Source organism: Herbaspirillum sp. ST 5-3 (genome assembly GCF_004804275.1).
GTDB lineage: Bacteria > Pseudomonadota > Gammaproteobacteria > Burkholderiales > Burkholderiaceae_D > Noviherbaspirillum.
This window is the reverse complement of record NZ_STGI01000007.1, coordinates 180641-199981: the sequence shown is the minus strand read 5'-3', so window position 1 is coordinate 199981 and position 19341 is coordinate 180641. Positions and strand designations below refer to the sequence as shown.

At 56.5% G+C, this 19341-nt stretch carries 19 protein-coding genes; 2 read left to right on the top strand and 17 right to left on the bottom strand.

Features of this window, described 5'->3' with window-relative positions; translation table 11 throughout:
* Positions 1-2 precede the first annotated feature (2 nt).
* From bamB to ndk, 8 genes are all read right to left on the bottom strand, one after another.
* Positions 3-1151 carry an outer membrane protein assembly factor BamB gene (bamB, locus tag E6W33_RS15590; protein ID WP_136418234.1) on the bottom strand — a complete coding sequence of 383 codons (1149 nt, stop codon included), beginning with the start codon at positions 1149-1151 and terminating at the stop codon, positions 3-5.
* Positions 1152-1169: 18 nt separating this feature from the next.
* On the bottom strand, positions 1170-1817 hold the full coding sequence (locus E6W33_RS15585; RefSeq protein WP_136418233.1) for a tetratricopeptide repeat protein: 648 nt from the start codon (positions 1815-1817) through the stop codon (positions 1170-1172).
* A 14-nt stretch (positions 1818-1831) separates the two neighbouring features.
* Positions 1832-3178, bottom strand: coding sequence for a histidine--tRNA ligase (gene hisS, locus E6W33_RS15580; protein ID WP_136418232.1), 1347 nt, complete (start codon positions 3176-3178; stop codon positions 1832-1834).
* A gap of 33 nt (positions 3179-3211) precedes the next feature.
* The gene (gene ispG / locus E6W33_RS15575) at positions 3212-4483 is read right to left on the bottom strand and encodes a flavodoxin-dependent (E)-4-hydroxy-3-methylbut-2-enyl-diphosphate synthase (RefSeq protein WP_136418305.1); all 1272 of its coding nucleotides are present in this window, start codon (positions 4481-4483) and stop codon (positions 3212-3214) included.
* Between the two features lie 8 nt (positions 4484-4491).
* Positions 4492-5379: a RodZ domain-containing protein gene (locus tag E6W33_RS15570; RefSeq protein ID WP_168798661.1), complete on the bottom strand. Its 888-nt coding sequence runs from the start codon at positions 5377-5379 to the stop codon at positions 4492-4494.
* Between the two features lie 73 nt (positions 5380-5452).
* The gene (pilW, locus tag E6W33_RS15565) at positions 5453-6214 is read right to left on the bottom strand and encodes a type IV pilus biogenesis/stability protein PilW (RefSeq protein WP_247869663.1); all 762 of its coding nucleotides are present in this window, start codon (positions 6212-6214) and stop codon (positions 5453-5455) included.
* A gap of 35 nt (positions 6215-6249) precedes the next feature.
* Positions 6250-7419: a 23S rRNA (adenine(2503)-C(2))-methyltransferase RlmN gene (rlmN, locus tag E6W33_RS15560; RefSeq protein WP_136418229.1), complete on the bottom strand. Its 1170-nt coding sequence runs from the start codon at positions 7417-7419 to the stop codon at positions 6250-6252.
* Positions 7420-7484: 65 nt separating this feature from the next.
* Complete coding sequence (gene ndk / locus E6W33_RS15555; protein ID WP_136418228.1) at positions 7485-7910, bottom strand: nucleoside-diphosphate kinase; 426 nt, start codon at positions 7908-7910, stop codon at positions 7485-7487.
* Positions 7911-8126: 216 nt separating this feature from the next.
* Here ndk and E6W33_RS15550 point away from each other — a divergent pair, with 216 nt between their 5' ends.
* Complete coding sequence (locus E6W33_RS15550; protein ID WP_136418227.1) at positions 8127-8819, top strand: Bax inhibitor-1/YccA family protein; 693 nt, start codon at positions 8127-8129, stop codon at positions 8817-8819.
* A gap of 61 nt (positions 8820-8880) precedes the next feature.
* Here E6W33_RS15550 and rlmD read toward each other — a convergent pair whose 3' ends face one another.
* From rlmD to surE, 6 genes are all read right to left on the bottom strand, one after another.
* Positions 8881-10224 carry a 23S rRNA (uracil(1939)-C(5))-methyltransferase RlmD gene (gene rlmD, locus E6W33_RS15545; RefSeq protein WP_136418226.1) on the bottom strand — a complete coding sequence of 448 codons (1344 nt, stop codon included), beginning with the start codon at positions 10222-10224 and terminating at the stop codon, positions 8881-8883.
* 73 nt (positions 10225-10297) lie between these two features.
* The gene (locus tag E6W33_RS15540; protein WP_136418225.1) at positions 10298-11068 is read right to left on the bottom strand and encodes a 3'-5' exonuclease; all 771 of its coding nucleotides are present in this window, start codon (positions 11066-11068) and stop codon (positions 10298-10300) included.
* On the bottom strand, positions 11065-12096 hold the full coding sequence (gene rpoS, locus E6W33_RS15535) for an RNA polymerase sigma factor RpoS (RefSeq protein WP_136418224.1): 1032 nt from the start codon (positions 12094-12096) through the stop codon (positions 11065-11067). Before rpoS ends, E6W33_RS15540 begins: the two co-directional genes overlap by 4 nt.
* On the bottom strand, positions 12097-13050 hold the full coding sequence (locus E6W33_RS15530; protein ID WP_136418223.1) for a peptidoglycan DD-metalloendopeptidase family protein: 954 nt from the start codon (positions 13048-13050) through the stop codon (positions 12097-12099).
* A 54-nt stretch (positions 13051-13104) separates the two neighbouring features.
* A complete protein-coding gene (locus tag E6W33_RS15525; protein ID WP_136418222.1) occupies positions 13105-13977 on the bottom strand; it encodes a protein-L-isoaspartate(D-aspartate) O-methyltransferase in 873 nt (290 codons plus the stop codon).
* Complete coding sequence (gene surE, locus E6W33_RS15520) at positions 13974-14711, bottom strand: 5'/3'-nucleotidase SurE (RefSeq protein ID WP_136418221.1); 738 nt, start codon at positions 14709-14711, stop codon at positions 13974-13976. The genes E6W33_RS15525 and surE overlap by 4 nt, the downstream gene beginning before the upstream one ends.
* A gap of 122 nt (positions 14712-14833) precedes the next feature.
* Here surE and E6W33_RS15515 point away from each other — a divergent pair, with 122 nt between their 5' ends.
* Positions 14834-15814 carry an NADPH:quinone oxidoreductase family protein gene (locus tag E6W33_RS15515; protein WP_136418220.1) on the top strand — a complete coding sequence of 327 codons (981 nt, stop codon included), beginning with the start codon at positions 14834-14836 and terminating at the stop codon, positions 15812-15814.
* Between the two features lie 47 nt (positions 15815-15861).
* Here the strand turns inward: E6W33_RS15515 and E6W33_RS15510 are convergent, their stop codons facing one another.
* From E6W33_RS15510 to E6W33_RS15500, 3 genes are all read right to left on the bottom strand, one after another.
* Positions 15862-16797, bottom strand: a complete 936-nt coding sequence (locus tag E6W33_RS15510; RefSeq protein WP_136418219.1) for a flagellar brake protein — start codon at positions 16795-16797, stop codon at positions 15862-15864.
* Positions 16798-16876: 79 nt separating this feature from the next.
* Complete coding sequence (locus tag E6W33_RS15505) at positions 16877-18904, bottom strand: ATP-dependent DNA helicase (protein ID WP_136418218.1); 2028 nt, start codon at positions 18902-18904, stop codon at positions 16877-16879.
* 45 nt (positions 18905-18949) lie between these two features.
* Positions 18950-19150, bottom strand: a complete 201-nt coding sequence (locus tag E6W33_RS15500; RefSeq protein WP_136418217.1) for a DUF465 domain-containing protein — start codon at positions 19148-19150, stop codon at positions 18950-18952.
* Between the last annotated feature and the right edge of the window lie 191 nt (positions 19151-19341).

Sequence of the window (19341 nt, the reverse complement as noted above, 5' to 3'; positions counted from 1 at the left end):
TCTTATTCCGTTGCTAATGCAACGACTGTTCCTGATTGTGTTTGAAAAATTGCGGTCTTGCCCGATACAGGCAAGGCCGCCATGACGGGGCTTCCGTCATTGTTGACGCGCGCGAGCAGCGCTCCATCTTCACGAGAAAGGAAGTGGATATACCCTTCGCCATCACCTACCGCAACCGCCGGACCGACAGAAACCGGCGTCGACAGGTGTCTGTTTGCCAGCTTGTTGTTGCGCCACGCACCCGAACCGGTATCGCGCGAAAACGCAGTAATGACGCCCCCCTCGTCGGCAGCGTAGACAAATCGCTCATCCACTGCCACGCCGACATCGCTCGACAAGTCCTTGGCCCAACGGGTCGACCCGGTTGCCGCGTCAAAACAAGCGACACGACCTTGATAGGCCACTGCGCAGACATCCCGCCCCGCCACCACCGGAGATCCTGAAAGGTCCGCAATGCGCTCCAGTTCCGTCGTGCCTCGCGGATCGCCCACTGCCACTTCCCAACGCGGACCGCCGTTCGAAAGAGACAAGGCGGCCAACCTTCCGCCGGGCAGTGCGACATAGGCTGTTGTTCCCGAAATCACGATGCCGGGAGCGGTACGCAAGGTCAGGGGCGGAGACGTACGCTGTGCCACCCAGCGCCGGGCTCCGGTCTCCGCGTCGTATGCTGCTATCCGGTTATCTACGCTGCGCGCCACCACGAGGCCCTGACCGACTGCGGGAGCAGACAGTATTTCACTGGAGGCCTGCACCTTCCAGCGCAGTTTCCCGTCGCCGTCGAAGGCCATCAACATGCCTTTCTCAGCACCTACGGCCACGGTGTAACCGTCACTGCCGACGCCCGCTGTCAACGGGACTCCAGCGTTGATCCGCCAAAGCATGCGGCCAGTGGCTGCATCTGCCCGGATGATCGTACCGTCTGCGGAGGCGGCAAACACACTTGCATTGGCAAGCGCAGGAGAAAATACGAATGCCCCTGCGCGCCCGACCGACGCTGACCAGGCAGTACGAACGGCCAAGGTTTGCTTGAAGTCGACCAGAGGCGCCGGCGGATTCTTTGGCGCGGGCTTGCTGGAAAACGGGTTCCACGAAGCACAGCCGGCCAGAACAGCAATCGCCGCGACGTACGTTAGCTTTTCGGCAATACGCATTTCTTCCCCTTTAATTGGTCAAGCCGCAGCTTTAGCGGACGCATCACCGATTGCATCCAGTTTCAATTGAATCAGCTGGCGTGCCGGATTCTTGTTATCGGTTTTATCAAGCGCCAGCTTGTAGGCGCCGCGCGCATCATCAATTTTTCCCTGTGCCGCCAGTATGTCGCCCTTGCGATCTGCTACCGCGCCAGCGAATTGCTCGGGGAAGTCGCCGGAAAGCGCCTTCAACGCTTCGTCATAGGCTTTCTCGTCAAGCAAGACACCTGCGAGGCGAATTTTCGCAATTGCCTTGTATTCATCGGTGCCGTGATCAATAACCCATTGCAACTGCATCTTTGCGCCCTTCAAATCGTTCGCGTCGAATGCACTCTTTGCAGCAAATAGCGCAGCCATTTGTGCATAGGCGCTGCCGCCGAACTTGGAGGTGATATCGGATGCGGCACGTTGCACCTTGGCGTTATCGTTGGCAGATACCGCTTTTTGCAATTCTTCGTAAAGCTGCCCGGCCTGCGAAGCCTGGTTGCGCTGATAATAGTTCCAGCCGGTCCATCCTGCGTAGGCGGTCAGTGCGATGATCAGCAGCCAAGTCACCAGGTTTCCGTATTGATTCCACCATGCCTTGAGGCTGGCTAACTGTTCTTGCTCTTCGAGATCGTATGCCATGATGTTTTATTGCTTTAGTGATGATGGTGGTGATTCGGATCGTTGCACTCGTCCCCGCAGGTGATCTGAGCGATCAGATAGTCCGGGACAGACTCAAATGGTACCTCGGTCTGGTTGTGCTCGACATTTTCGGCGCGCATGGCCTTGACGTTTGCGACGCCCTTGGCGACTTCATCATCACCAATAATGACAGCGAAGCTTGCGCCGCTCGCGTCGGCCCGTTTCATTTGCGACTTGAAACTGCCGCCACCACTAACCGATGCACAATTCAGGACAACGTCCAGACCAGCGTCCCGCAAGCGCTCCGCAACGACGAATGCCTGCAGCTGCGCAGCCTCGCCCTGATGCACGACGTAGACATCGCATTGGTTGGGCGCAAACTGCTCGCCATTCGCCTTCATCAATTCCAGCAAACGCTCGACGCCAATCGCGAAGCCGCAGGCGGGAGTTGGCTTGCCGCCGAACATTTCAACCAATGGGTCGTAACGGCCGCCGCCACAAACGGTTCCCTGTGAGCCGAGCTGATCGGTGACCCATTCGAATACGGTTCGGTTGTAGTAGTCCATTCCGCGCACCAGACGGGTATTGATGGTGAACGGTATGCTGTTGTGACGCAGTATCTTCTGCACGCCCTCAAAGTGCGCGCGCGACTCCTCACCCAGATAGTCGAGCAGCTTCGGCGCTGCATTGACCATCTCCTGCATGACAGGATTTTTGGTATCGAGAATGCGCAAAGGGTTGGAATGCAGGCGACGCTGTGCATCGGCATCAAGCAGGTCTTTATGCTGCTCGAAGTAGGCAACCAGATCCGCGCGATGGCGATTGCGCTCGTCTGCATTACCGATCGAATTCAGTTCGAGTCTGATGTCCTGCAAGCCGAGGTCATCCCAGAGACGCTGGCACAGCATGATCAATTCCGCGTCGATATCCGGCCCGGCAAAACCGAGCGCCTCAGCGCCGACCTGATGAAACTGACGATAACGGCCGCGCTGCGGCTTCTCGTGGCGGAACATCGGCCCTGCATACCACAAGCGCTTTGGTCCATCATAGGTCAGATTGTGTTCGAGCACCGCGCGCACCACGCCGGCCGTGCTTTCCGGCCGCAAGGTCAACGGATCGCCGTTCATGGAATCGACGAAAGAATACATTTCCTTCTCGACGATATCCGTTACTGCGCCGAGACCGCGCGCGAACAGTGCGGTCGGCTCGACGATAGGCGTGCGTATTTGCTGGAAGCCATAACTCTTCAACACGGATTGAACGGTGTTTTCGAACAGTTCCCACAATGGCGCGTCGGCTGGCAGGATGTCGTTCATCCCCTTTACACCGACTATTTTTTCCGCTTTCTTGTTTTCTGACATGCTCTTCGAATTTAATGTGCAGTTCGACTAAATCTAGCCCTGAACCGCTTCTTTTCCATAACGGGTTTTGACGTAATCCAGCACAATCGCCTGGAACTCTTCGGCAATGCGTTCGCCACGCAAGGTGATCTTCTTTTCGCCGTCGACAAAAACGGGGGCTGCCGGCGACTCTCCCGTACCCGGCAGGCTGATGCCGATGTTTGCATGCTTGGATTCGCCGGGACCATTCACGATGCATCCCATGACGGCGACGTTCATGTTCTCGACGCCGGGATACTGCTTTTTCCAGACCGGCATCTGGTCGCGCAGATAGGTCTGGATCTTGTCGGCCAATTCCTGGAACACCGTCGACGTCGTGCGTCCGCAGCCTGGGCAGGCGATAACCATCGGTGCAAATTTGCGCAACCCCATGGTTTGCAGGATTTCCTGCGCGACCACGACTTCCTTGGTACGGTCGCCACCCGGTTCCGGCGTCAGCGAGATGCGAATGGTATCGCCGATACCCTCCTGCAGAAGCACTGACAATGCAGCAGTCGACGCGACTATGCCCTTGCTGCCCATGCCCGCCTCAGTCAAGCCGAGATGCAGCGGATAATCGCTGCGCCTTGCAAGCTCTCGATATACCGCGATCAAGTCCTGCACGCCGGACACTTTGCATGACAGGATGATCTTGTCACCCGGGAGGCCAAGTTCCTCTGCGCGCTGCGCGTTCTCGATCGCCGACGTAACCAGTGCTTCATACATCACCGACTGCGCATCCCAGGGCTGCGCGCGCTGCGCATTTTCATCCATGATACGTGCCAGCAAAGCCTGATCGAGACTGCCCCAATTCACACCGATGCGCACCGGTTTATCGTACTTGCACGCCACCTCGATCATCTGGGCGAACTGGGTGTCGCGCTTGGCGCCCTGCCCGACATTTCCTGGGTTGATCCGGTATTTGGACAGGGCCTGCGCGCAATCAGGATAATCGAGAAGCAGCTTGTGCCCGTTATAGTGGAAATCGCCAACCAGCGGGACATCCACCCCCATCTTGTCGAGCTGCTCCCGGATCGTAACAACTGCCGCAGCGGCTTCCGGATTGTTCACTGTGATGCGAACCAATTCGGACCCAGCACGTGCCAAGTCCTTGACTTGAATCGCAGTGGCAATGGCATCAGCGGTATCTGTATTGGTCATCGACTGGACGACCACGGGTGCGAGGCCGCCGACAACGACTTGCCGCTGGCCGTAGCGTACCGTAACGCTGCGATTTTGTCGGCGTGACAATGGTCCGGATTCAATGGGGAGATTCGCTAGTACCATTGCCATCTTTACTTAAGGTTTAATCGGGCTACGTTGCCGCGACCAGCCTTCAGCGCCAAAGGCGCCCCACGCAGACTGGCCTCGACGCCCGAGGCGTTTCCGATCACGACCGAAACCGGCTCCGTGACTTCGACTGTCTCTGTTTCTCCCGCTTTAACAACGCGCGAAAGGACAACATCATTGTTTGACTTGCGCCTGATTTCAATCCACGAGTCCTCGCGTACCTTGAACTGCAGCGTGTCCTTGCCAGCGGCTGCCGGAACTTCAGCCGCACTTGGAGTGGCTGGGGCCGGGTTGGCGGGCGCATTCAGCGCTGGAACGCTATTCGTCGCGGCAGGCGCCTGTTCCGGTGCGGGTGCTGCATTACCAGTTGGCGCATTGGCTTCTGCCGGCTGTGCAGCAGACTCTGTCGGTTTCGCCGGAACCTCGGCAGTATTTGGTGCTGGCGTCACTTCAAGCTTTGTCTCGGAAGGCATTGGCTTTGAAGGCCCACCGGAGTCGCCTCTCCACTGCGTAGCCCAAATCGCAACACCGACCAGGATAATCAGTAGCAGTCCGACAATCCATTTCGATGAGAGCCCAGGGCGTTCCACCATCGAAGGAAGGCGCTTTTCCGAAAATGGCGTCGAAAGGGTCTTGCGCGGTGCAATCGGCTCGTGTGCGAGAACTGTTTCGCCACCAAGTGTTGCCAGCAACGGCGCCGGATCGATTTTCAGCAGCTTTGCATATGCACGAATGAAGCCGCGCACAATCGGCATGCCTGGCAGCGCGGGGTAGTCATCGCTCTCAATGGCCACAATCTGCCTCGGAGCAAGATTGAGCTGACTTGCCACTTGCTCAATCGTCCATCCGCGCTCCTTGCGGTACGCTGCCAGCCGGGCGCCCGGCGATGTCATTTGCGGCTCGGACGCCGGTGGCTGACCATCTCCCTGACCGCCATTCGCGGCCGGAGAATCGTTCACTCCTGGCTCACTCATCAAAGGCTCCACGTTGATACGCAGCGAATTCCGCAGAACCAGCGTGCCGACGACGCAACTGCGTGGCAAGGCTGGATTCCGCCATCTTGTCACCGAGCTTGTGTTCGATCTTGATTGCGAGCCACAACACGTCCGCAGTCATCACCTCGGCCTTCATCACGCGGCCGATATAGAAACGCGCACGCTCATAGTCGCCTCGATCGTAATGGAGCTTGGCAAGATTGGCATTGGTGGACGGATTGGCCGGATCGTACTGAAAAGCTCGCGTGAAATATCGCTCGGCCGCCGCATTGTCCTTCAGTTTCAGACTGCAGATGCCTGCATTGTTCAGTGCTTTCGCCGGCGACTGGTAAGCGTGACTCTTTAGAGCCGCCTCGAAATAAGCGATCGACTGTTTTTCCTTGCCATTTTGGCAGAGATACCAGCCGTAATTATTGTTGACGTCGGGAGAATTGGGAGCAAGCCTCAGCGCTTGCTGGAAATTATCTTCCGCCAGACGATTCTCGCCCATATCCATGTAAATCAACGCCCGCATGCCATAGGCTTCCGCGAATTCGGGATCTGCCTGCAGTGCCAGCTTGATCTCATCCAGCGCAACCGGCAACTGGCGCTGCTGATAATAGCCGACGGCCAATTGCAGGCGGATGCGCGCGCGCCTCTGGTTGTCGGTTTGATCCGAGCTGGTAGGCAATTCGCCTTGCGAACCGGCAGTAGGGTTCGATCCGCAAGCCGTGAACAGAATAACCGACGCGATGAGGGGAATGATCCGGGTCAAGACGCTTTTTTTGATCACCTGGGTACCTCTATGATGCGGCCAAAATCCTTGCCGAACTTCTTCTGGTATTCCGCCATTTTCTGCATGCGCTCCTGCACCTTGGTACGGTCCTGCACCTCGCCTGCCAATTGACCGCATGCGGCGTCGATGTCGTCGCCGCGCGTCTTTCGAATTGTGGTAACAACACCGGCATCCATCAGAATCTGCGCGAACGCCTTGATGCGTGCGTTGTTGGAGCGCTTCAACCCGGACTCCGGGAACGGGTTGAATGGAATCAGGTTGAATTTGCAAGGGACGGACTCAGCGCCGTTCTGGACCAGCGCCACCAGTTCGCGCGCGTGCGCGTCACTATCGTTGACGCCGTCCAGCATGCAATACTCAAAGGTAATGAAGTCCCGAGGCGCATAGTCGAGATAACGACGGCACGCTGCCATCAGTTCGGCCAGCGGGTATTTTTTGTTCAAAGGTACCAGGCCGTCACGCAGTGCATCATTGGACGCATGGAGCGAGACAGCCAATGCAACCGGGCATTCCTGCGACAGCTTGTCGATCATCGGCACCACGCCGCTGGTCGATACGGTAACACGGCGGCGCGAGAGACCATACGCGTTATCGTCCAGCATCAGCTTGAGCGCCGTGACCGTCGGCTCGAAGTTCAGCAGCGGCTCGCCCATGCCCATCATTACAACGTTGGTGATCTGGCGCTCGCCTTTCGGACCCGGCTCGATGCCCTTGCTCTTGCGCAGTTCGAATTCCGCCATCCACAGCTGGCCGATGATTTCACCTACGGTGAGGTTACGACTGAAGCCCTGCTTGCCGGTCGAGCAAAAGCGGCAATTGACCGCGCATCCAGCCTGCGTCGATACGCAAAGCGTGCCACGGTTTTCTTCGGGGATGAATACGGTTTCAACGGCATTGCCCTGGCCGACGTCCAAGAGCCACTTGCGAGTGCCATCAGCAGAGGTATGGTCGCTGATCACCGCCGGCGCGGCAATCGTTGCACGCGTCTTGAGCTTGTCGCGCAACGATTTGGCCAGGTCGGTCATCGCGTCGAAATCGCTGGCGCCGAATTGATGGATCCAGCGCTGCAACTGCTTCGCGCGAAACGGCTTCTCCCCCAACTCGGCACAGTAAGCGACAAGTTGCGCGGGATCGAGATCCAGCAAATTGGTGAGAGCCGTCATAGTTGTATTTCATAGCGCCGTTCATCCTTGAGGTAACAGTCTCATCAAGGTGAACGACATTTCAATTAACGAGAGTAAACGTTCAGGGCCGGGAAGAAATAGCCGATTTCCACCTTGGCGGTTTCCGGTGCATCGGAGCCGTGCACGGCGTTGGCGTCGATCGAGTCGGCGAAGTCAGCGCGGATCGTGCCCTTGTCTGCCTTCTTCGGATCGGTTGCGCCCATCAGTTCACGGTTTTTCGCAATTGCGTTTTCGCCTTCCAGCACTTGGATCATGACCGGACCCGAAACCATGAAATCGACCAGATCCTTGAAGAACGGACGCTCACGATGGACGGCGTAGAAACCCTCCGCTTCGGCGCGGGAGAGTTGCGCCATGCGCGCAGCGACAATCTTGAGGCCTGCGTTTTCGAAACGAGCGTAAATCTGGCCGATCACGTTCTTTGCAACGGCGTCCGGTTTGATGATCGACAGGGTGCGTTCGATTGCCATCTGTAAAAACTCCAATAAAAAGAAAGGGTTAAGATTAATAATTAAGGATTCAACTAACCTTTAATTATAGCATGAAACCCCTTTCCGAAGAGCTGTCAGGGCGGCAAGACCATACCTTGACCAGAACTTCACCCGCCTTGGACTATCCTAACGGGTATAGGTGCGTGTTATGCTTTCGCCACCTTGTTCCGCATGACACCAAACGGAGGCAATAGCATGGATCAACATCTGCAACAAACTTACGGCGCGTCGAGTGAAGCGCTTCTTGTGCGCAACCGCGTGCTGCGCAATACCTACTGGCTGCTCGCGATTTCCATGATTCCGACGGTACTTGGTGCATGGCTGGGTGTACAGATCAAGTTTTCGTTCTTCTCTGGCAGCCCTGCCATCGGATTCATGGCTTTTCTGGCAATTGCGTTCGGATTCTTCTATGCCATCGAGAAAACCAAGAACTCGGGCTTGGGCGTCGCAATTTTGCTCGGCTTTACGTTCTTCATGGGCCTGATGCTGTCGCGCCTGGTCGGACTGGTACTCGGCTTTTCGAATGGTGCATCGCTGATCATGACCGCGTTCGGCGGCACTGCGATCATTTTCGGTGGCATGGCGACAATCGCCACCGTTTCCAAGCGTGATTTTTCCGGTTTGGGAAAATGGCTTTTCGCCGGTGTCCTTGTAATCCTGGTAGCTGCACTCGCAAACGCGTTTCTGCAAATCCCCGCACTATTTCTCGTGATCTCGGTGTTGGCTATTGCGATCTTTTCTGCCTACATCTTGTTCGATGTTCAACAGATCATCAATGGCGGAGAAACCAACTACATCACGGCGACACTAGCGATCTATCTTGACGTCTACAATATCTTCAGCAACTTGCTGGCATTGCTGGGCATATTCGGCGGCGAGCGAGATTAACACCTCAGGAACGAAATAAAAAAAGCCGATCTCCGGATCGGCTTTTTTCGTCGGAAAGAAGTCAGTGCGGGAGTTCGAACACGGCAATCGATTCCACATGCGCCGTGTGCGGGAACATATTGACCACGCCCGCCTGACGTAAAACGTAGCCACCCTGATGCACCAGGAAGCCCGCATCTCGCGCGAGTGTCGACGGATTGCACGACACGTAAACGATCCTCGCCGGACGCATTTCCGGCTGTTTTTCCCCGAGGCCGACAATTGCCTGACAAACGGCAATGGCCCCTTCGCGCGGCGGATCGATCAGCATCCGGTCGAATTTGCCAAGCGCGGCGAAATCATCCACGGTGGCTTCAAAAAGATTACGGCACAAGAAGGTCGTCTTGTTCGCCAATCCGTTCGCCTGCGCATTTTCCAGCGCGCGCTCCGTCAGGGCAGTGCTGCCCTCAATCCCTACAACTTCTCGCGCCTGGGTTGCGATTGGCAAGGTGAAATTTCCAAGCCCGCAGAACAGGTCGGCGAGCCGTTCATTCGGCTGAACATCCAGCAAACGCAAGGCTTTCGCCACCAGTACGCGGTTGATATGGTGATTCACCTGCGTGAAATCGGTCGGCTTGAACGGCATCTTCACGCCGAACTCCGGCAATAAATAATGCAGCTGCACATCGGTCGGGTAGAACGGATAGACGGTATCCGGCCCCTTCGGCTGCAACCACCATTGCACACGATGTTCATCAGCAAAAATCTTCAGCTTTTCCTGGTCGTCCGTCGTCAAGGGCGCCATGATGCGAAGAACCAGTGCCGTCACGTCTTCTCCAACCGCGAGCTCGATCTGCGGCATCTGATCGAAAATGCTCAGCGATTCGATCAGTCTGCGCAAAGGTACCAGCATCGCAGACACGTGAGGCGGCAGAATTTCGCAGGTCTTCATATCCGCGATATAGGAAGATTTCCTTTCGTGGAACCCGACCAGTACGCCGCCTTTTTTCTGCACATTGCGCACAGAGAGGCGCGCACGATAGCGATAGCCCCATGTCGGGCCGTAAATCGGTCGCATCATCGTTTCAGCGCGCACTTTCCCGATGTGCCACAGATTGTCTTCGAGTACACGCTGCTTGATCGCCACTTGAGCGGACGGCTCCAGATGCTGCATGGCGCAGCCGCCGCAGGTACCGAAATACACGCACTTCGGTTTGACGCGCAGGGAGGACTCGCGGTGCAATTCGGTCAGTGTCGCCGCCTCCCATTTCGGCTTCCTCCGGAATGACTGATAGCTGACACGCTCGCCCGGCAGCGCACCTTCCACGAAGATGACCTTCCCTGGTGTACCGTCCTCGTTCTGCAAATGGCCAACACCCCGACCTTCCATGTCGAGGGATTCGATATCAATGAGGTTGTGCTGCATAAGACTGTATTGAATTGCCGGGTCAGCGAGACCCGATTGGTAAAAAAGCCGGAAGCGCAGGAGTCAGTTCACTCTACCATGCAGCCAGATATTCCTTCCAGTGAGAGCCATCGAGTGCCGCCAGCGTAGACCTGACCAGCGAGACTTCCTCTTGGTAATCTGCTTGTGTCATGTGGCCACGCATGAGCTGAAACCGGCAGTACACCAGGTAGGTATTGACCACATCGGTCTCGCAGTAGTCTCGAATCTCATTCAGTCGACCTTCCTGGAATAATGTCCAGACCTGTGAACCGTCCACTCCGAGCTTGCCGGGGAAACCGCACAGCTTCGCGAGATCGTCCAAGGGCGCATTTGCACGCCCGGTATAGAGTGCAAGAAGATCCATCAAGTCCAGGTGGCGCGTATGGTAGCGACTCAGGTAGTTGTTCCACTTGAAGTCGCGATCTTCATCGCCCATCTCCCAGTAACGGGAGGCTGTCACACCGTTGACCATGGCGCGATAATGCAGTACCGGCAAATCGAAGCCGCCGCCATTCCAGGACACTAGCTGCGGCGTGTATTTGTCGATGATGCGAAAAAAGTCATATACCAGTTTCGGTTCCTGATCCTCCAGGGTTCCGAGCGATCGCACACGGAAGCCTTCGTTGTCGCGGAAAACGCAAGAGATCGCTGCGACACGATGCAAATGATGTTGCAGGAATTCAGTGCCGCTTTTCTCTCGCCGGGCGGTAAAGGCGGCGGTGGCCACCTCTGCATCGCTCATGGAAGCCGGATAATTGTTCAGCACGCGCAAGCCAGCCACATCGGGAATAGTCTCGATGTCGAACACCAATACCGGAATCACAGCAATGCATCCTTGCCGACACCTCTTGCCGTCAGTGCGCGTTTGAGCTTCACCAATGCTTCCTGCTGAATCTGCCGCACGCGCTCACGCGTCACGCTCATTTCGGCCGCCAGCTCCTCGAGCGTAGCCGGATCGTCATTATCGAGGCCGAAGCGACGGATGATGACGATGCGCTGCTTGTCGGGAAGCTTTTTCAACCAGTCGCGCACCAGAATGGTCATTTCGTGCTGCTCGGCGCGCGAATCGGGTCCGTCATCCAGATCGCCGGGCAACATGTCCATCAGACTTGCCTGCGGATCGTTGTCGAGCGGCGCGTCGAGAGAGGTTGCATGTTCGGAGAGGGCGAGGATGTCCTGCACATCTTCCACCGGTCTGTCCACAAGATGCGCAATATCCTCGGCGGTCGCATCCTTTCCATCATGATGCTGCGCTTCCAGATGGTATTTCGCACGCAGGATCTGATTCAGCTCGCGGACCATGTGGACGGGCAAGCGCACGGTGCGCGCCTGATTCATGATCGCGCGCTCGATGCTTTGGCGGATCCACCAGGTGGCGTAGGTGGAAAAGCGAAAACCGCGTTCCGGTTCGAACTTGTCGATGGCGCGCATCAGCCCGAGATTGCCCTCTTCGATGAGATCGAGCAGTACGACACCGCGATTGATGTAGTGCTTGGCAATCGAGACAACCAGACGCAGATTGTGTTCGATCATCTTTTGGCGCGCCTCGAAATTACCCTGCTTGGCCAGCGTCGCGAAGTGAATTTCCTCTTCCACCGACAAGAGCGGGCGAGCGCCGATCTGATTCAGATAATGTTGCGTGGTATCGGTGGAAAGCTCCGCGGCAAGAACCGTCTTCAACTCCTCCACCGGATCAACCACTGGTGCAGGCGTACCCTCGCCACGTTCCGCAGTATCGGCCTCTTCATTCAACCCGGCGTCGGCTTCTTCGGTGGCATTCAAGGGCATGCCATCCGCGAGTTCGTCCGGAATGGATTCGTCATCAATGGGATCGTGGGGATTGCGGCTCATTTAGCGGCTTGGCAGAAATTTTGAAGGATCGACCGGCTTCCCTTGCTGGCGTATTTCGAAATGCAGTTTTACTTCATCGGCATCGGAATTTCCCATTTCCGCAATCTTTTGCCCTTTGCTCACACTTTGATCCTCTTTTACGAAGATGGTTTTGTTGTGCGCATAAGCCGAGAGCAAATTATTGGAATGTTTGACAATAACGAGATTGCCATAACCACGGATACCGCTGCCAGCATACAGTACTTTGCCTGATCCCGCCGCTAATACCGGTTGCCCCATCTTGCCGGCAATATCGATGCCACGCTTGCCATCACCGAAGCCTGCAATGATTTTGCCGTCCGCCGGCCAGATCCAGGATATGTTTTCCTCGTCAGGAACCGCTGCGGCGGTCGTGTCCGGCATCTTTTCGACGTGCTTGGCCGGCTCGGCTTTCGATGCGGTTGATGTGCTCGCGCTCGCAGTATCCGGCTTCTGCAATTCGGCCAGCGCGCCTTCCGAGTAAGCGCGCTTGTCACCACGCGGCCCCGACTTGTGTGCTACCGAATTGGCACTGGCCGACGATGACGAAGGCAAGGGGCGAACCTCAACGCCGGAAGACGTGGCAACGGGCGCGGTCTGTGCACCGCCCTCAGGCGGCAACACACGCAATTGCTGATCCACTTTGATGTCGTTCGGGTTGGCAAGATTGTTCCAGACGACCAGATCGCGATAGTTCTGACCAAAGTCGAGTGCAATCTGAATCAGCGTATCGCCTTTTTTCACAACATAGTAACCGCGGCTGTCGGCTTGCTTCGGGGCCGTCGACTGACCGTTTGTCCGCGGCGGTTCTGCTGCTTTCGGTCCTGGAACGGTGCGCTCCACTACCGGAGCGGTGTGACGAGGCGCAGTGCTGCATGCGGTGATCAAGAGTGGCAAGACTGCCAGGAATACGAAACGTGCTTTGTTCATTCTCATACATTTAACCATTGGGCGGCAGCATCTCGACTATCGGATTGACCCGATCCGGAATTAGACGACACCGGGGCGCAGTGGAACGAAATGGCAATCTTCGAGCGTGGTATTCGTCCATTCGAACTTGCCGGTTCGTTCGATAAGCTGCAGGACCTGGTGACGCCCGCCTACAGGGGCTACCAGCCTGCCACCGATACTCATTTGATCCAACAGGGTTTGCGGCACTTCCAAACCAGCGGCCGCCAGAATAATACCGTCGAATGGCGCTGCCTTCGGAAGCCCAAGCATACCATCTCCATACTGCAATCGGATATTCGCAATTCGCAGTGGCCGGAGGTTGGTTTTGGCCAGTTCGTGCAATGGCTTGATGCGTTCGATTGAATACACCTCGTTGGCGACCAGCGACAATACGGCGGCCTGATAGCCGCAACCGGTGCCGATTTCAAGCACCTTGTCGAGCTTCCCGCCATTTGCGTTGTTGCGCATGACCTCGATCATTCGCGCCACGATGTAGGGCTGCGAAATCGTTTGATGATGACCGATCGGCAAAGACGCGTCGATATAGGCCTGGCTTGCGAGACCGGGCTGCACGAATAAATGGCGAGGTACCGCTTCCATTGCAGCCAGCACCTTGCCATCCTTGACACCCTGTTTCGCAACACGCGCCACCATGGCAAGGCGTACGGCATCGGAAACCAGCGGCGTCGGCCGCGACGATCCGGACGGCATAGCATGGTTTCGCGCGGCGGACCTGGACTGAAGCTCGGCACTCTCGGCTGTTCTGGCCACAATATTTTGGGCGGCATTTTGCGTCGCCGTTTGAGGTGTGGCAATCCTGATGGAAGACCCGCCCGCCAAATGCGTCGGCTTTTGGGATTTTTCGACGACAGAAGACAAAGACAACGGGAAGCGCTTGTCCTTACCGCTCATAGCAGCCCTTTCTTGAGCACATCCAGTTGCCCGGCATGGGTCAGGTCAATCTGCAACGGGGTAACCGAGATGAACCCATTTGCCACTGCATGAAAATCAGTCCCCTCGCCGGCATCTTTTGCTTTGCCCGCAGGGCCGATCCAGAAAATTTCCCGTCCGTGCGGATCCTGCGTCTTGATCACGGCTTCGGATTCATGCCGCTTGCCGAGACGAGTCGCCTTGAGCCCCTTGATCTGTTCATAGGGCATGTTTGGAATGTTTATATTCAACAAATACGGCTTTTGCAGCATGTCCAGATTGCGCTCGACGAACTCACGCGCGATTCGCGCTGCTGCGTCGACATGCTCCCATCCTTTTTCGACCTGTGAAAAGGCGATCGCAGGAATACCGAACAGGAAACCCTCGGTCGCTGCAGCGACCGTGCCGGAATATAAGGTGTCATCCCCCATGTTTTGCCCCTGGTTGATTCCGGAAACAATCAGATCGGGCTTGAAGGCAAAACCGCCGGTCAATGCCACGTGAACGCAATCCGACGGCGTGCCGTTCACAAAATAGAATCCGTTGTCGGCGCAGAACACAGAGAGCGGACGATCTAGCGTCAGCGAATTCGAACTTCCGGAGCGATTGCTATCAGGGGCAACGACAACGATCTCGGCGATCGGCTTCAGCGCCTCAGCCAAAGCGATAATTCCCGGCGCAAGATAGCCATCGTCGTTACTGATAAGAATTTTCATAAGCGAATTTTAACCGAAGCAATCTGGCCCTCCCCTGAGGTTATTGACATTTTGCGGCATAAGCCTAAAATAAAACGATCGTTCTTTTTTATAGACCATAAGCAAACATACAAGGAGACACAATGAAAGCAATCCTCTGCAAATCCTGGGGCCTGCCTGACACACTGGTTGTAGAGGACTTGCCGGACGTCGTGCCGGGCGCCGGTCAGGTCGCCATTGATGTTCAGGCCGCCGGCGTCAACTTTCCGGATGTATTGATCATCCAGGGCAAATACCAGTTCAAGCCCGAACTCCCCTTTACGCCCGGCAGCGAATTGGCAGGTGTCGTGCGCGCCGTCGGAGAAGGCGTGACGCATTTCAAAGTCGGGGACAAGGTATTGGCCTTTGTCAGCCAGGGCGCGTTTGCGCAACAAATCACGGCGTCCGAGAAAGTCGTCATGCCGATGCCGCCCGGACTCGACTTCGACACCGCCGCCGCGATTACGCTCACCTATGGCACATCGCATCATGCAGTTGTCGACCGTGCCCAACTTAAGGCCGGTGAGACCATGCTCGTTCTGGGCGCCGCTGGCGGTGTCGGACTGGCAGCAATTGAAATCGGCAAGGCACTCGGCGCACGTGTAATCGCTGCAGCTTCGTCCGATGAAAAACTCGCCATCTGCAAAGAACATGGAGCAGATGCGACCATCAACTACAGCACGGAAGACCTGCGCGAAGCAATCAAGACTGCGACCGACGGCAAGGGACCGGACGTGATCTACGATCCGGTCGGCGGCATCTACGCCGAGCCGGCATTCCGCTCCATCGCATGGCGCGGCCGCTATCTGGTCATCGGTTTTGCCAACGGTGAAATTCCGAAACTGCCGTTGAACCTTCCTCTGCTGAAAGGCGCATCCCTGGTCGGCGTGTTCTGGGGTGAATTCGCCCGGCGCGAACCAAAGGCCAACCAGGCGGCCATGCGAGAACTGCTGGGATGGATGGCGGAAGGGAAAATCAAGCCGCACATTTCGGGACGTTATGCACTGGCGGATACGCCGCGTGCGCTCAATGACATGGCTGCCCGCAAAGTCACGGGCAAAGTGGTCATTCAACCGCAGAAGTAAACCGGCACTCGACGCTCTCCTGCCCGGCAAACATGGACAGGAGAGTCCTAAATTCCTTCGGCAAGGGTTTGATGGACGAACGCGGACAGGATCAGACGATCATGCATGGATATGTCCAGAAACTCGAAGCCATGTCTGTAGCCGTCTCCGTTCTCGGCAGGCGTGATAGAACGCAAAACCGTCTTCAGGCTGAGATATTCGTCCTGACCGGCGGCATGCACCTTGAATTTGATCAGCCCCTCATCCCCCTTTGACCCAAGTGCCTGCTTGATGATGCCCGAGGTGCCACCGATACTCATGTCGGTCAGCGTCGCCGCACCGACGCGCTCAGGCTGACCAAGCGATACCGAGGCGATGATCCTGACCTGTGCTCGCGACCCGCGCCGTACGACTGCGCAGCGTACATCTTTCGGAAACGACAGGTGCAGATACGGATGCGGTGTATGCACCGATTTCACTGCCGAACTCACGAACGCATAAGCCTTCTTGCCGGAGAAGGCGCGCACCACAAAGGTCTGCCCGTCGCGCACAAACTCGAACTTGCCGTCGATGGCGGGCTGAGTGACAAAGACGGTCTTGTTCTTGACAAAGCCAATCAGGCGTACGGTATAGCGAATCGTCGGGTTATCGATCAGTTGCAGATACAGGGTCTCGCCGACGTACCAGCGGACATCGTCCATCGCGACGATGGTCTCCTTGTTGCCGCTATTGGGGTCTTCGCCGGAAATCTCCGGCGGTGGACTCGGTTTCCTCGACGGGATTGGCACGGTAGGCGCCTTGCGTTGGGCCGGTGCCAAATCCCAGTTTGGATCGTAGATGAAGCCGTTATTTATCAGACCGTCCAATTGGCTCTGACTCTCGATCACGCTGCCGGATGCCAGCAGCAGATTTCCGTACCAGTCGTAAACCGGACGTTGCAAGGGCTTCCCGACCGCCAGCTCGGCGACACGTACCGGAACCAAGGAAATAGCAGAGTCAGCCATGCAACCTCTTCAAAGTCCAAACGAAACATCATTGTTTGCAGCTCTTCGCCGGACATTCCGGGTGCGATTAGTATAGCTACTATCCGCTTACCTGTGCGCCGCCACCCTCCTGCCGCTCTCCGCGGAAGAATGCCAGTACTTCAGCGGCATCGCGCGTCCGCTTGAATGGGGGGAGACTTTGCCAGATGCGTCGTCCGTATGGCTTCGAGATCAATCGCGGGTCGCAGATCATGAGCACACCACGGTCGGTTTCGTCACGAATCAGGCGTCCCGCGCCCTGCTTCAGGTTGATGATCGTCTCGGGTAACTGATGATGAACGAATCCATTCAATCCTTTCCGCTCCAGCGCGTCGATGCGCGCAGCCAGTACCGGATCGTCCGGCGGAGAGAACGGCAGTTTGTCTATGATGACAAGCGAAAGCGCCTCGCCGCGCACATCGACTCCCTCCCAGAAGCTCTGGCTGCCGATGAGCACGGCGTTTCCCGCTGCACGAAAGCGATCGAGCAATTCGGTCCGTCCAGCCTCGCCTTGCACGAAAAGGGGGAAAGGCAGCTTGCGCTTTTCAAACTCCTCACGGAAACGCTCCGCTGCACGATTGACGGCCCGTATCGTGGTGCAAAGAAGGAAGGCCCGCCCACCCGACGCCTCAATCACGGGCAATGCGGCATCGATCACTGCGTCGGTATAGGCAAGCGAATTCGGCTCCGGCAGACTCTCCGGCACATACAGCAGACCCTGCCGACCGTAATCAAACGGACTCGGCCAGGATTGTGCCGGTTCATTCCAGAGTCCCATCTGCGACGTGTAATGATTGAAATCATTTTTCACTGCGAGCGTAGCCGACGTGAAAATCCATGTGCGCGGTGATCCTTCGCGCTGCTTGCTGAATATCGGTGCAATTGACAGCGGCGTCTGATGCAATTGCAAGGACGAGGAAAATGCTTCGACCCACAGAACGCGCTCCTGCCCAGGTTCAGCATTGTCGGCATTAACGTTTTGCCCTTTTGTCCACGCAGTCAGCTTGTTGCCGAGTTCGATCGCCCTCGTCCGGCATTGCTCGATGGTTTCGGCCCGCTCCGCCTGTTTTTCCAGGACAGCCGTCATCGCGTCGAGTTCGTCCCGCAATTTCTCCAGCGTCGGAAAGAAGACACTGGACGGCGCGATCTGATTGATTGCGAGCCGTACGACATCCTGCGGAAAAGCCAGCCGCAAATCGCGCGCAGCACGCTCGACCGGCGAAACCACCTTCGCCCATTCGGCACCGTCGCGTGCGTGTGCCAGTCCTTCGGCAAGGACATCACGGCACAACTCAAGTATCTGTGACGTCGATACGGTCTCACCGAAAAACAGTGTCGCAGTTTCCGGCAGCTGGTGCGCCTCATCGAAGATGATGGTATTTGCCGAGGGCAGCAGCTCCGCAACGCCGGTGTCCTTCAGCGCGACATCGGCAAAAAACAAATGATGATTGACGACGACGACGTCCGCCTGTTGCGCCTCCTTGCGCGCCTTCATGACGAAACAATCCTGGTAATACTGGCACTCGGCACCAAGACAGGTGTCGCGTGTCGAGGTCACGAGATTCCAGACCGGCGCAGATTCGGGAACCTTGGACAATTCAGCCTTGTCCCCCGAACTCGTCGTCTTTATGAAACGTGAAATCTCTCGCAGATATCCCACATCCTCGCGCGACGTCAGCCGGCCGTTCTGCAGCGTACGCTCCAGATGAAAGTGACACACATAGTTGGCCCGGCCTTTCAGAAGCGCGACCGACACCGGGGCGTTGAGCGCCTTGCGAACGGTGGGAATGTCGCGCAGATAAAGCTGGTCTTGCAGATTCTTGGTTCCTGTCGACAGGACGACCTTTCCTCCCCAGAGCAGCGCAGGCACCAGGTACGCAAAGGTTTTACCCGTGCCGGTGCCCGCCTCCGCAATCAGGGTTTTCTGCTCGCCGATAGCTGCGGCGATCGCCTTGGCCATCTCGGTTTGCGACTGTCGAGGGCGAAAGCCGCTCACCGCCTGGCTCAGCGGTCCATTCGCGTCAAACAACTGATCGATGTCGGCGTCGTGATTGCCCTGGACGGGCGATGAAGCGGTGTGTTCTGTCAAAGCGGATGGCAATCAGGGAGATCGAATTCCCATGTCCCGAAAAAATCAGGCGGGAATATCAGGAATAAGTTGCATTTTCAGCAATGTTATATGATCCTTAAGCTGGAGCTTGCGTTTTTTTAAACGCCGCAACTGAAGCTCGTCGTGCAGGACATCGCGGGTCAAAAGATCGATGACCGCATCCAGATCGCGATGTTCTACCTCCAACTCGACGATTCTGCGTTGTATATCTTCCAGTGGAATCATGATCTGTGAAATGAACGCGATAAGCTGTATTTTAAGAGTGAAAGTCTTGGGCGTATAGCGCGCTGACTGGATAAGCCCTGGTGACACTGGTGTATGAGCAAAAATGGATGTAATGCACAACGGCAATAGTCGCTGTTGTTTATTACCACGAACAATGATTAAAAAATGTAACAAACGCCTACAAATATCAG

What these genes read in the sequence shown, in the direction of transcription:
- bamB (WP_136418234.1), bottom strand. Translation starts at nt 1,151, where the DNA reads ATGCGTATTGCCGAAAAGCTAACGTACGTCGCGGCGATTGCTGTTCTG.
- E6W33_RS15585 (WP_136418233.1), bottom strand. Translation starts at nt 1,817, where the DNA reads ATGGCATACGATCTCGAAGAGCAAGAACAGTTAGCCAGCCTCAAGGCA.
- hisS (WP_136418232.1), bottom strand. Translation starts at nt 3,178, where the DNA reads ATGTCAGAAAACAAGAAAGCGGAAAAAATAGTCGGTGTAAAGGGGATG.
- ispG (WP_136418305.1), bottom strand. Translation starts at nt 4,483, where the DNA reads ATGGTACTAGCGAATCTCCCCATTGAATCCGGACCATTGTCACGCCGA.
- E6W33_RS15570 (WP_168798661.1), bottom strand. Translation starts at nt 5,379, where the DNA reads ATGACATCGCCGGGCGCCCGGCTGGCAGCGTACCGCAAGGAGCGCGGA.
- rlmN (WP_136418229.1), bottom strand. Translation starts at nt 7,419, where the DNA reads ATGACGGCTCTCACCAATTTGCTGGATCTCGATCCCGCGCAACTTGTC.
- ndk (WP_136418228.1), bottom strand. Translation starts at nt 7,910, where the DNA reads ATGGCAATCGAACGCACCCTGTCGATCATCAAACCGGACGCCGTTGCA.
- E6W33_RS15550 (WP_136418227.1), top strand. Translation starts at nt 8,127, where the DNA reads ATGGATCAACATCTGCAACAAACTTACGGCGCGTCGAGTGAAGCGCTT.
- rlmD (WP_136418226.1), bottom strand. Translation starts at nt 10,224, where the DNA reads ATGCAGCACAACCTCATTGATATCGAATCCCTCGACATGGAAGGTCGG.
- rpoS (WP_136418224.1), bottom strand. Translation starts at nt 12,096, where the DNA reads ATGAGCCGCAATCCCCACGATCCCATTGATGACGAATCCATTCCGGAC.
- E6W33_RS15530 (WP_136418223.1), bottom strand. Translation starts at nt 13,050, where the DNA reads ATGAGAATGAACAAAGCACGTTTCGTATTCCTGGCAGTCTTGCCACTC.
- E6W33_RS15525 (WP_136418222.1), bottom strand. Translation starts at nt 13,977, where the DNA reads ATGAGCGGTAAGGACAAGCGCTTCCCGTTGTCTTTGTCTTCTGTCGTC.
- surE (WP_136418221.1), bottom strand. Translation starts at nt 14,711, where the DNA reads ATGAAAATTCTTATCAGTAACGACGATGGCTATCTTGCGCCGGGAATT.
- E6W33_RS15515 (WP_136418220.1), top strand. Translation starts at nt 14,834, where the DNA reads ATGAAAGCAATCCTCTGCAAATCCTGGGGCCTGCCTGACACACTGGTT.
- E6W33_RS15510 (WP_136418219.1), bottom strand. Translation starts at nt 16,797, where the DNA reads ATGGCTGACTCTGCTATTTCCTTGGTTCCGGTACGTGTCGCCGAGCTG.
- E6W33_RS15500 (WP_136418217.1), bottom strand. Translation starts at nt 19,150, where the DNA reads ATGATTCCACTGGAAGATATACAACGCAGAATCGTCGAGTTGGAGGTA.